Below are 11,680 nucleotides of genomic sequence, written 5' to 3'. Positions count from 1 at the left end.
CCCAGACGAAGAGCGGGAGCCCTTTTCAAGGGCTCCTTTCTTTATTTCCGAAATCCGTCGAAAAGACGGGAAAGTGTGGCCTTTCGCTCCGTGGCGACGCAAACGCGAGGGAAATCGGCGGCGGATCGACACGAGACGGATCGGAACAGGGCGGAACGGGGCACGGCGCGCACGACAAAACGGTCCTGTACGGCACGGGGCGGAAGGGCAAACGGACGAAAACGGAAGAAAACAGAAGGGAAAAGAGCGGCAGAAACGGAGAGGGGGATCTTTGCGTGAGCAAGAGACTGACCGTGGCGAACCGGGACCAGTGTGTGGGGTGCTTCAGTTGCATGTACGCCTGCAGTCGCACCTTCCGCAGGGCGGGAAGCACCAACAAGGCGGCCCTGCGGGTGCGAGTCTATTCCGGCGTGGAGGGGGCCTTTTCTCTCCGAACCTGCCTGCGGTGCGCCGAACCGGACTGCGCCGCCGCCTGCCCCGCGGGGGCGCTGGTGGTGCAACCCCAGGGAGGCGTAAGGCTGGAGAAGGAACGCTGCATCTCCTGCGGCGCCTGCGTCCGCGCCTGCGTGCTCAAGGCGCTTCAGTGGGACGAGGAGGAGCGCATCCCCCTTCCCTGCGTGCACTGCGGCACCTGCGCCCGCTTCTGTCCCAACAATGTCCTGACCCTGACGGAGGAGGCCTGATCCCATGCAGGAGAATCTGCTCTTCGTCGATCTTTCCGCGCAAACGTCCCGGCTCGTCCGGGACAGGGAGCTTTTCGACACCTGGCTCGGCGGCACCGCCGCGGGAACGGAGCTGCTCTTTCGGCACTGCCCGCCCGATTGCGACCCCCTGGGGCCGGACAATCCGGTGGTCTTCGTCATCGGTCCCCTGAGCGGGCTCTATCCCGTGGCGACCAAGACGGTGGCGCTTTTCAAGTCTCCCCTCACGGGAGAACTGGGCGAGTCCCACGCGGGAGGTCGCCTCGCCGCGGCCCTGCGCGAAGCGGACATCGACGCCCTGATCATCACCGGCAGAGCGCCACACCCCATCTTTCTCACCATCGACAACCACGAGGTGCGCTTTCACTCCGCCCGCACCGTCTGGGGCAAGTCCGCCCTCGCCACGGAGCGCATTCTTCGGGACTTCGACCCCCAGGAGGGGCGCAAGAGTTCCGTGGTCCGCATCGGCCCCGCGGGAGAACGCCTCTCCCCTCTCGCCTGCGCCACCGTGGACTCCTCGCGTCACTTCGGGCGCCTCGGCCTCGGGGCGGTGCTGGGGGCGAAGAACCTCAAGGCGATTCTCGTGAGCGGCAGCGGCGCCTTCGTTCCGGAGAACCTCAAGAGCTACCGCGACACCTACCAGGGCATCTACGACAAGGTGGTCCACTCGGGGGAGATGCGCAAGTACCACGACCTCGGAACGGCGGGGAACATCCTCACCCTCAACGCCATCCGGGGGCTGCCCACGCGCAATTTCTCCCAGGGGTACTTCGAGGGGGCGGAAGCGCTCTCCGGGGAGAGCTTTGCCAGGGACTGGCTCGTGCAGCACACCGCCTGCGCACACTGCCAGTGCGGCTGCATCCACGTGGCGGAGATCCGGGAGGAGTTCAAGCCCTACCACTACCGCACCACCAAGGTCCCCTACGACTACGAACTCATCTACGCCCTGGGAACGCAGCTGAGCCTGGGCTCCCCGGAGGACGTGCTGCGCCTCATCCTCGCCGTGGAGAAAGAGGGCTGGGACGCCATGAGCATGGGGTGCACTCTCGCCTGGGCCTCCGAGGCATTTCTCTCGGGCGTCATCGGCCTGGACGTCACGGAAGGGCTCCCCATTCAGTTCGGCGACGCCGGAGGCTATCTGGAGGTTCTGCACCGCATCCGCACCGGAGCGGGGCAGTTCTACCGCGACCTCGAGAAGGGAACGGCCCACTGTGCCGCCGTCTACGGCGGCGAGCGGTTCGCCATGCACTTCGGCGGGCTGGAGCCCGCGGGCTATCTCACGGGCGAAAACGCCCTTCTGACCTGGATCATGGGGGTGCGCCACTCTCATCTGGACGACGGCGGCTACGGCATCGATCAGAAGCTTCTCGGCAAGCCCCAGCCCCTGCGGGAACAGGTGGCGGCGCAGGTGAAGGACGCCCAGTGGCGCATGGTCACCAACTCTCTCGTCACCTGCCTCTTCGCCCGGAGCATCTACGACGGCGAGACCATCTCGGCGGCCCTGGCCGCCCTGGGCATTTCCCGCACGCCCGAAGAGCTTCGCCGCCTCGGAGAGGAGACACTCCGGAGAAAACACGCCTGGAAGAGGGCCTGCGGATTCTCCCCGGAAAAGGTGGTCATTCCGGAGAAACTCTTCTCCGTGCAGACCAGCAACGGCCCTCTCGACCGGGAGCGCTTGGCCGAGCGGGTGCGCCTCTATCTGGAGCTGGCGGACATCGCCCCCGCATCCCCGGAGACAACCCAATAGGGCATCTTTCGCGGCGCAGGGGCGTTCCCTCGCCGTGCGCTCATCGCACGATCAAGGAGAGCGCCCCTGCGCCGGCAGATTCAGCAGAACTCCTCGGGGCCCTCGCAGAGAGGGCGCCGGAGCGAACAGGATTTTTCAGCCACGCCGGTGATCATGAAGAGAATGCGCTCCGCCAGATTGGTGGCGTGGTCGCCCGCACGCTCCAGGTTTCTCGCCACGAGGAGAAGCCGCGTGCCCTGGGGAATGGTCCGGTGATCACGGGTCATGAGATCGATGAGATCCCGTATGATCCGCTTTTCCAGATCGTCCACCTCGTCGTCCAGAGGGCAGATCTCCCGGGCGGCCGCGGCGTCCCGCCCGAGAAACGCGCAGAGCGCTCCGCCGATCATCTCGCGCACCCGGGTCGCCATGCGGGGAATGTCCACCAAAGGCTTCACGAAGGGTGCGTCGCCGATCTCGAGAGCGATCTTGGCGATGTTCACGCCGTAGTCGGCGATGCGCTCCAGATCCACCGCCATGTGGAGAACCGCGGAGACGATCCGGAGATCCTGCCCCATGGGACGGTTTCGGGCGATGAGCTGGAATCCCTGGAAATCGATGCGCTCCGCCAGAAGATTCGTCGCCTCCTCGTCCTGAAACACTTCCCGAGCCAGGGAGAGATCCCTCTCCTTCAGCGCCCACGTGGCGTTGGTGAGCGCGTCCTGGGCGTTTCCTCCGAGCCGGACGAGATCGGACTCGAGCATCTTCAGCTCCACGTGAAAATTGTTCCGGGACGAATATTCCGCCATGTCTCCCCCTCCAAGGGAATTGCCGCCGTCGCCAGACCAGACAAAAACAGCCCCGGGCACCCCGATCTTCCGCTCGTTCGTTCGTTCCGTTACGCCCGCCGGTTCCGTCGTTTTCTCCGAGTTTTCTCCGAACGCCTCTTTCGGATACCTCTTTCGTCTCCCCTTGAGAACCTCAACAACCGCCTCTTCGCGACAGGAAAGGCGCCTCTTTCGAATTCCTCTTCAGAGTACACGCGATTTGCGGCCCTCTGTCAAGAAAACGGAGGTCACAGGTCGGTAAAAACGGCCACACAGAAACAGCCGGCGACGAAGACGACGTCCGCGCCGCGCCGGAATCCCTACACGTACATCTCCCGCAGCATCTCCGCCACCGAGGGATCTATCTGCTCGCGGCGCTTGATGGCGTCGAAGCGGTCCAGCAGGTCGCCGGGGCGGAGGCGCTTCTTCTCCGACCCCGAAATGTCGGCCACAATGCGCCCCCGGTGCATCATGATCAACCGGTCGCCCAGACTCACCGCCTGCTGCATCGAGTGAGTCACCATCAGGGTGGTGAGTCTTCCCTCGCGCACCAGATCGTCGGTGACGCGAATCACCATGTCCGCCGCCCGGGGATCGAGGGCCGCCGTGTGCTCGTCGAGCAGCAGCAGCTCGGGACGGCGCAGAGTGGCCATCAGCAACGTCAGAGCCTGCCGCTGCCCCCCGGAGAGCGAACCGATCTCGTTTTCCAGGCGGTTCTCAAGCCCCATCCCCAGAGAGCGCACCCGCTCGGCCAAGGCATTCCTGGACCCGGGCAGGGCGAACGCGTTTGGGCGCAGCGTGCGCCGCAGACCACGCCGGGCGGCGAGAGCGAGGTTTTCCCCCACGGTCATGTTGGGAGCCGTGCCGCTGAAGGGGTTCTGGAAGACGCGCCCGATCAGCGACGCCCGGCGATGCTCGGGCCACCGGGTGATGTCCTGACCGGCGAGCAGAATGCGCCCCGCGTCGAGGAAGAAGCTTCCCGACACGGCGTTCTGCAGCGTCGATTTACCCGACCCGTTGGTGCCGATGACCACCACGAAGGAGCCGTCCTCCACCCGCAGCTCCACTCCCTGCAGGGCACGCACCTCGTTCTCGGTACCGGGATGAAAGGTCTTGACCGCGTTCTGTATATCAAGCATGGCGCACCGTCCCCTTCCGCAGGCGCCCCAGGAGACCGGGCAACACCAGCGTGGCGAGCACGAAGAGCGCCGTGATCAGCTTGAGGTCGTTGGGATTCAGCCCCCAGCGCAGGGCGATGGAGACCAGGAGGCGGAAGAGGACCGACCCCATGACCGCCCCGGCGAGGGAGATGCCGATGGAGCGCGTGCGCACCAGCGCCTGCCCCATGATGACGCTGGCGAGCCCCAGCACCAGCGTGCCCACTCCCATCTGCACGTCGGCGAAGCCCTGATACTGGGCCAGCAGCGCCCCGGTGAGGGCCGAAAGCCCCCCGGCGAGCATCAGGCTGAAGAGCAGCATGTTGGAGGCGCTCACACCCTGCGCCAGCGCGGACTGGCTGTTATCACCCGACGCCCGCAGCGCGATGCCGAAATCGGTCCGCAGAAAGGCCCACAGCGCCACACCGAACAAGCACGCCAGCAGAAAAGCGCCGCCGAGCACCGCCAGATCGCCCACGGAAACCTGCCAGATGGAGATCCGCACGCTGTCGAACCCCGTCAGGCGCCGCACCGCATTTCCCACGCTGTCCACCAGTGTGACGGTCTGCGACAGAGGAACATTGCTCCCCCCCATGATGCGCAGGTTCACCGAGTAGAGCCCCGTCATCACCAGAATGCCCGAGAGCAGATTGTTGATGTGGAACCGCGTGTGCAGCACACCGGTGACGCCGCTGGCCAGCATGCCCGCCCCCACGGCGGCCAGCGTGGCGAGCGCCGGCGGAACGCCGCCCGCCATCAGCACCGCCGCCACGGCGGCTCCCAGGGTGAGAATGCTGTCGGTGGCGAGGTCGGCGAAACCGAAAATGCGGAAAGTGAGGTAGACCCCCAGGGCCATCAGCGAAAGGAGAAAACCCATGGTGAGAGCCCCGATAAGAAGACTCACGCCCGGCCTCCTTCCAGCCCCGCCAGGGCGCCCGCCCACAGTGCCCCGCTCAGGAAGGCGCTCTCTCCGGCGCCGGAGATGGGGCGCCGGTCGTGCAGCAGATGCAGCAGCCCCACGGGATCCACGGCATCGAACAGTTTGGCGAGCACCGACGGCAACTCCACCCGGCCCTGCGGAATGGCCTTGAAGGGAAAGACCGCCGCGTGAAAGTGCCCCGAAAGCGCCTCTCCTCCGGCGAGGGGCCGCACCTGAGGGGCGAGGGCTCCCGCGTCGCCCCGGACCGCCAGACCCACCACCACCGCCAGATGACGGTCGAAACGCTTTTCGGGACGGTAGTCCAGATGCTCGCGCACCGCGGGAAAGGCGAAAAATCCCTCATCCGGCAGGGCCTCCGGGCCGGGCACGCTCAGACTTGCCCCGACGAGCCCCGACGTTTCGGCCACCAGCGCCAGGGCCGCCGCCGGCGCTCCCACGGCATCGAGGGCAAGAGTCACCAGCTCCGACAGGGGCATTCCCGGCAGACTCTCGGAAAAGCGCAGACAGCACGAGGGCGCGCCCTCCAGCACCACCCCCGACGCAAAGTGCACCGAGGGGACGAAATCACCCGAGGCGGCCATGAAATCCGGCGTCTGCCCGTCCCCCGGCGGGAGCATCAGGGCGAATCCCTCCGCCGCCAACACTTCTCCGCTGTCGCGCCGTTCCTTTTCAAAGGAACCGATGCCGAATCCCCAACTGCCGGACCCGAAGGAGCGCGCCTCCCCCGCTCCCAACAGTTCCGCCCGGAACGACCCGGCCCCCAGATCGAACCGGGCGATTTTCTCCGCCGCATGAGCGGGCGCCGTCGCATCTCCCTCGACGAAGAACGCGGTCATCCCCACCATGTTCAGAATCTCCCGCACGAACTCCGAGGGCCGCCGGATCGCCAGATCACCCCCGAGCGCCGTCAGCGTCCTCTTGTAGCGCAACAGGCTGCGAATGCCCGCGGAACTGAGAAAGAGCACCTCGTCCATGTCGAGCACAATGCGATGAAAACCCTGCCTGATGGCGTCTTCCAGCTCGTCCTCCAGAATGCGGCAACGTCCCGCATCCAGCCGCCCCCGAAGCAGCAGCGCCAGCCCGTTCTGTTCTTCCCGCCGTTCGATCTGCATGGTCCCTTCTCCTTTCGCTACTCGCCCGAAACGATGTTCGCCCGCTGCCGAAGCGAGGCGGGAATGTCGAGCCCGTAGCGTGCCGCGTTTTTCTCGTTGATGGTGACGATGGTCCTGCTGATGGGGGAAAAGGGAATCGCGGCGGGTTTTTCGCCCCGCAGCACGCGCAGGGCCACGCGCCCCATGTCCTCACCCCCGGCAACGTAGTCGCGCGCCACGGCCACCGCCGCCCCGCCCTTGACCGCAGTGGCGGTGTCAAACCCGAAGAGGGGCGTCTTCGCCTCCAGACATGCCTTCGAGATGGGAGCGAAGGAGGAGAAGAACAGATTCCCCGCCACCTGCAGCACCGCATCGACGTTCATCGAAAGGAGAGCCCGGACGCCGTCGGGAATCTCCGTGGGCGTCGAGACGGGAACGGAGACGAGTTCGACCCCCTTTGCAGCGAAGACCGCCTTCAGTTGTTCGAAGTTGTAGACGCAGTTCGATTCCGACGGGTTCACCAGGGTTCCCACGCGCTTCGCCCCCGGCAGGCACGCGAGCAGCGCCGCCGCGCCCTCGTCGTAGGCCGACGCCGAGGAGATGCCCGTCACGTTGGGCAGATGGTCGGTGTCGCTCGTGCCCGCCCCTGCCAGCACGGGATTCGCCACCACACCGAAGATCACGGGAATGTCACGTACCTTCTTCACCGCCGTCTGCAGGGTTGGGGTGGAGGTGAGCACCAGCATGTCCGCGTTCTGGGTCAGCACGTTGTCCACCATGGCGGCAAGCGTCGGCATGTCCCCCTGAGCATTTGACACCGTCAGCGTGTATTCCTTCCCCTCGGTCCAACCCTCGTCCCGAAGCGCCTTCAGAAAGCCGCGGAGCGTCTCCTCCTGCGGCGCGGAGTCCACGTAATTCAGATAATGCAGGTTCCATCGGCGAGCCCCAGGAGCGGCGCCCGCTCCCGCCTTCGGCACCCCCAAGGGCGCGGGAACCTCCTGCGACAGATGCCGCGTCCCCGACTCGTCCACGATGATCGCCGCCTGCGCCTCCACCTCGGGAGGAATGCGCCAGGGATCGCGCAGCTTCTTCAGCACGTTTTTGTTCAGCGACAGCTTGAGCGGCATCACGTTTTCCACGGGAATGTCCGCGGGAGAAGCGCCTCCGAGGATATCCGCCGCCACCTGCGCCTGCATGCGCCCCACTTCCACGTAGTTCGCTCCGAGACCAAAAAGCGCCCCCTTCTCGGCGTACATGGAGGCGTAGCCCACCACGGGAATGCCCGCCGCATCCGCCGCCCGCACCACCGAGTCGAAGGCCGACTCCACCGAATTGTCGCCCCCGATGGCGAAGGCCTGTACGCCCTGCGACGCCAGCGCCGACGCCGCCTCATACACCGCCGACGAATTGTCGACCGTCACGGCGACCAGCTCCACTCCCAGTTCGGCACAGGTCTTTTTCGCCAGCTCGTAACACGCCTGGGAGCATGCCTCCGAGGGGTTCATCACCGTCCCGATGCGCGTCAGGTCAGGGTAGAGCCTCTTCGTCAGCTCCAGCGCCTCGCGCACCGGCTGGAAGGTCCCCACCCCCGTGAGCCATGCGGGATGCTCCCGGTGATTTTCACGGCTGATGCCCACTCCGGCGGCATAGGGATCGGTGACCGCCCCGAAAACGTGCACCACCTTCCCCTCCTTGTTGGCCGTAGCCCCCACCTGCAGCATGGGCGTGCTGATGGTGAGCATCAGGTCGTAGTCGCCTCCGCAGGCGTTCTGGGCCATGCTCACGGCGGTGGGCATGTCTCCCTCGGCGGAAAACTTTTCCAGCGTCACGTTTTTGCCATGCTCGAAGCCGCGCTCCGCCAGCCCCGCCACCAGCCCCTCGTACGTCTCGTCGGTGGTCACCGAAGCCGTCCATTTGAGCACCGCCACGCGAACCGGACTGCCCGCCCGAACCTTGCCGTGCAACGCCGCCGCCGGGCCATCGGCAGCCAGGCCATTGGAAGCCGAGCCACCAGGCGTTCCGGACATGTTCTGCACCCGCCCCCGGTAGTCGGAAACCAGCAGCACCGCGCTTGCGGCGACGATGAGAAAGAGGCCGAGAAACAGACTCTTCATAAGCCGGACCATGTCAGCACAACACCTCGCAGTCGATAGCAGCCGATAGCAGTCGATAAGAGAGCTAAAACCGGACGGTATACGAATTTACCGGAACATGTCAAGGGGGATGACACGATCTGGGGCGCGGGACAACACTTTTCACTGTCGGGAGGGAACTTCGTTTCAATCCACGCCCCCGCGCAGGGGGTGACCAAAAACTTGACGCGCATAATAATGCGCGTCATGCTATGAGCATCAGGGAGAGGCAATGAAATCCAGCGAGATAATCAGGATTCTCGAAAAGGATGGCTAGTACTGGATAAAAACGGTCGGGAGCCACCATCATTTCAAGCATCCGACAAAACCCGGAAAGGTCACGGTCAAACACCCCAAAAAAGCGTTCCGCCGAAAACCTTTGGAAACATCATGCAACAGGCGGGGCTGAAATAGCCCCACTTTTGGAAAGGAGACGAACTGGGATGAAAAAGGATGTCCGCATATACCCCGCACTGCTCTCCGAAGATGGAACGCATGTCTGCGTCCGCTTTCCCGATCTTCCGGGCTGCAATACCTTCGGGAAGGACTACGTCGACGCCATCGCCAGCGCCAAGGATGCTTTGGGAGGACATTTACTCTGCATGGAAGAAGATAACGATCCCATCCCCGCCCCCACCCCGATCAACAAACTGCGACCGGAAAAAGACGAAGTCGCCGTCCTGATCGACGTGCGCATGGACGTTCTCCGCAAAGAGGAAGCGAAAAAATCCGTCAGCAAGAACGTTACCCTCCCGGCATGGCTCAACGAGATGGCCGTGGAACACAAGATCAACTTCTCCAGCACCCTTCAGGAAGCCCTCCGAGAGAAGCTTGGAGTATAACGAGGGGTAGAAAAAAACGGACACCAAAGTGTACCCTATCAGCGGAGGAAGGCTCAAAACGTCGAAGGATGTCGACAGCATCCGTGCGGGTATCGTGTTTCCATCCCTCGTAGGAAGGCTCACAACCTGGGCCGGTTCAATCAAGGATGTGCGGTATTACAAGTTTCCATCCCTCGTAGGAAGGCTCACAACGGACACACCTCAAGATGCTAGCATTTTACACTTGAGTTTCCATCACTCGTAGGAAGGCTCACAACCACATCGCTGATACACTGATGCAGCGTGACGACATGTTTCCATCCCTCGTAGGAAGGCTCACAACAGAGGGGCAAAAAATTCCTGTGCAGCCGTGGTAATTGTTTCCATCCCTCGTAGGAAGGCTCACAACCCTATAAGGTTCCTTATGTTGCGCAGTGTATGCGTGGTTTCCATCCCTCGTAGGAAGGCTCACAACCTGTCGAGACGAAAAACATGGAACCGGACATAGAAAGTTTCCATCCCTCGTAGGAAGGCTCACAACAAAGACAAGAGCTTAAAAGACAAAGCCTTAAAGACTGTTTCCATCCCTCGTAGGAAGGCTCACAACTTCGTCGGAGATAAAATCTATTCGCCAGATTATTAGTTTCCATCCCTCGTAGGAAGGCTCACAACCGCTGGATGGCGGTCCGACGCGGCGTTTGTTTTTGGTTTCCATCCCTCGTAGGAAGGCTCACAACCCGTGGCTTCGGTCCCGGTGTGCTCCGGCGCATCACTGGGTTTCCATCCCTCGTAGGAAGGCTCACAACACATCGAAACAGTTGCTCAAAAAAGACGGGACCGAGGTTTCCATCCCTCGTAGGAAGGCTCACAACCCCTACCGGGCTTCATTCTCTCCACGACGACGTTGGTTTCCATCCCTCGTAGGAAGGCTCACAACGGTGATCTCGATGAGTGAACGGCACAGGATGTTTGAGTTTCCATCCCTCGTAGGAAGGCTCACAACGGCTCGTGATTGAAGCACTTGAGAACGACGACGAGGTTTCCATCCCTCGTAGGAAGGCTCACAACTCGAGCGGAAGTGCGGGAAACACCTCGTTTTCAAGTGTTTCCATCCCTCGTAGGAAGGCTCACAACCCAGCAGATTTTAGCGCCTTGTCAAGTGCCATCTTATGTTTCCATCCCTCGTAGGAAGGCTCACAACAAAGGAGAGTGTAGGTATGACGTACCGTCAGATACTGTTTCCATCCCTCGTAGGAAGGCTCACAACTCCCTGTTGCAGCGGCTTAGATTCCGCCGCTCGTCGTTTCCATCCCTCGTAGGAAGGCTCACAACAATTACCCCCTTCTTGGAGATCGTTTTGGATATTGAGTTTCCATCCCTCGTAGGAAGGCTCACAACTCATGGTGGAGCAGATGGAGATATGTGTGAGGCAGTGTTTCCATCCCTCGTAGGAAGGCTCACAACTTGCGGCACGGGGAAGCCCCCATCCCTTGAGCAGGGTTTCCATCCCTCGTAGGAAGGCTCACAACGAAGACGAGCCGCTTCTCGATGTCCCGTACTCTGTGGCGTTTCCATCCCTCGTAGGAAGGCTCACAACGTGGTCAGCGGCAATGGTGCTGTTAGAGACACTAGTGTTTCCATCCCTCGTAGGAAGGCTCACAACGCAGAGATCCTTGGCTCTGCGCCGTTTGTCCTCGGCGGTTTCCATCCCTCGTAGGAAGGCTCACAACTGTCATGATTCGGCCACCGCCTCTCTCAGCGATTGCGGTTTCCATCCCTCGTAGGAAGGCTCACAACCAGGAAGAGGATAAATCTATCGAGCAGGTATAAGTTAGTTTCCATCCCTCGTAGGAAGGCTCACAACTTCCGCTTTTGTCCGGAATAGAGACGGACGACACGCTGTTTCCATCCCTCGTAGGAAGGCTCACAACGGAGGTCCCCTGGGAGCCTCCGTCACTGGCGGAGCTGTTTCCATCCCTCGTAGGAAGGCTCACAACCTTGGTTTACCTGTTTTTGAAGCATTGTTTTGTCGTGGTTTCCATCCCTCGTAGGAAGGCTCACAACCTGAATCCCTTGTGGATGCGGTTCTTTCCTGCCTCAGTTTCCATCCCTCGTAGGAAGGCTCACAACGGTTCGAGGCCCTCCAGCTCGGCCTCGATGAGCCCCGTTTCCATCCCTCGTAGGAAGGCTCACAACCGATGCTGCAAGGACAGACGCAGAGCGGATACTCAAGTTTCCATCCCTCGTAGGAAGGCTCACAACCCGTTCCGTCCACGAGGTGCGCG

At 62.5% G+C, this 11,680-nt stretch carries 9 protein-coding genes and 1 CRISPR repeat array; of the genes, 4 read left to right on the top strand and 5 right to left on the bottom strand.

The window, feature by feature from the left end; genetic code table 11:
• The first annotated feature begins 275 nt into the window (after positions 1–275).
• The gene (locus tag K349_RS0100040; protein WP_025745516.1) at positions 276–683 is read left to right on the top strand and encodes a 4Fe-4S dicluster domain-containing protein; all 408 of its coding nucleotides are present in this window, start codon (positions 276–278) and stop codon (positions 681–683) included.
• 4 nt (positions 684–687) lie between these two features.
• The gene (locus K349_RS0100035) at positions 688–2,448 is read left to right on the top strand and encodes an aldehyde ferredoxin oxidoreductase N-terminal domain-containing protein (protein WP_025745514.1); all 1,761 of its coding nucleotides are present in this window, start codon (positions 688–690) and stop codon (positions 2,446–2,448) included.
• Positions 2,449–2,528: 80 nt separating this feature from the next.
• On the opposite strand, the gene phoU is transcribed toward K349_RS0100035, so the two are convergent.
• The 5 genes from phoU to K349_RS0100010 form a co-directional block, all read right to left on the bottom strand.
• Positions 2,529–3,236, bottom strand: coding sequence for a phosphate signaling complex protein PhoU (gene phoU, locus K349_RS0100030; RefSeq protein WP_025745512.1), 708 nt, complete (start codon positions 3,234–3,236; stop codon positions 2,529–2,531).
• A 338-nt stretch (positions 3,237–3,574) separates the two neighbouring features.
• Positions 3,575–4,393, bottom strand: coding sequence for an ABC transporter ATP-binding protein (locus K349_RS0100025; RefSeq protein ID WP_025745510.1), 819 nt, complete (start codon positions 4,391–4,393; stop codon positions 3,575–3,577).
• The gene (locus tag K349_RS0100020) at positions 4,386–5,315 is read right to left on the bottom strand and encodes an ABC transporter permease (protein ID WP_025745508.1); all 930 of its coding nucleotides are present in this window, start codon (positions 5,313–5,315) and stop codon (positions 4,386–4,388) included. The genes K349_RS0100025 and K349_RS0100020 overlap by 8 nt, the downstream gene beginning before the upstream one ends.
• Positions 5,312–6,463: an STAS domain-containing protein gene (locus tag K349_RS0100015; protein ID WP_025745505.1), complete on the bottom strand. Its 1,152-nt coding sequence runs from the start codon at positions 6,461–6,463 to the stop codon at positions 5,312–5,314. The genes K349_RS0100020 and K349_RS0100015 overlap by 4 nt, the downstream gene beginning before the upstream one ends.
• Positions 6,464–6,480: 17 nt before the next feature.
• Positions 6,481–8,568, bottom strand: a complete 2,088-nt coding sequence (locus tag K349_RS0100010; RefSeq protein ID WP_025745503.1) for an ABC transporter substrate-binding protein — start codon at positions 8,566–8,568, stop codon at positions 6,481–6,483.
• Positions 8,569–8,857: 289 nt separating this feature from the next.
• On the opposite strand from K349_RS0100010, the gene K349_RS19915 reads away from it, so the two are divergent.
• Positions 8,858–8,983: a type II toxin-antitoxin system HicA family toxin gene (locus K349_RS19915; protein WP_338022285.1), complete on the top strand. Its 126-nt coding sequence runs from the start codon at positions 8,858–8,860 to the stop codon at positions 8,981–8,983.
• Between the two features lie 34 nt (positions 8,984–9,017).
• Complete coding sequence (locus K349_RS0100005) at positions 9,018–9,416, top strand: type II toxin-antitoxin system HicB family antitoxin (protein WP_025745501.1); 399 nt, start codon at positions 9,018–9,020, stop codon at positions 9,414–9,416.
• Positions 9,417–9,512: 96 nt separating this feature from the next.
• Positions 9,513–11,657: direct repeats of the CRISPR family, unit length 30 nt; unit sequence GTTTCCATCCCTCGTAGGAAGGCTCACAAC.
• Between the last annotated feature and the right edge of the window lie 23 nt (positions 11,658–11,680).

Origin of the sequence: Aminiphilus circumscriptus DSM 16581 (assembly GCF_000526375.1) — a bacterium.
Lineage (GTDB): Bacteria > Synergistota > Synergistia > Synergistales > Aminiphilaceae > Aminiphilus > Aminiphilus circumscriptus.
This window is presented reverse-complemented; position numbering and strand designations above follow the sequence as displayed.

What these genes read in the sequence shown, in the direction of transcription:
- phoU (WP_025745512.1), bottom strand. Translation starts at nt 3,236, where the DNA reads ATGGCGGAATATTCGTCCCGGAACAATTTTCACGTGGAGCTGAAGATG.
- K349_RS0100035 (WP_025745514.1), top strand. Translation starts at nt 688, where the DNA reads ATGCAGGAGAATCTGCTCTTCGTCGATCTTTCCGCGCAAACGTCCCGG.
- K349_RS0100005 (WP_025745501.1), top strand. Translation starts at nt 9,018, where the DNA reads ATGAAAAAGGATGTCCGCATATACCCCGCACTGCTCTCCGAAGATGGA.
- K349_RS0100015 (WP_025745505.1), bottom strand. Translation starts at nt 6,463, where the DNA reads ATGCAGATCGAACGGCGGGAAGAACAGAACGGGCTGGCGCTGCTGCTT.
- K349_RS0100010 (WP_025745503.1), bottom strand. Translation starts at nt 8,568, where the DNA reads ATGGTCCGGCTTATGAAGAGTCTGTTTCTCGGCCTCTTTCTCATCGTC.
- K349_RS0100025 (WP_025745510.1), bottom strand. Translation starts at nt 4,393, where the DNA reads ATGCTTGATATACAGAACGCGGTCAAGACCTTTCATCCCGGTACCGAG.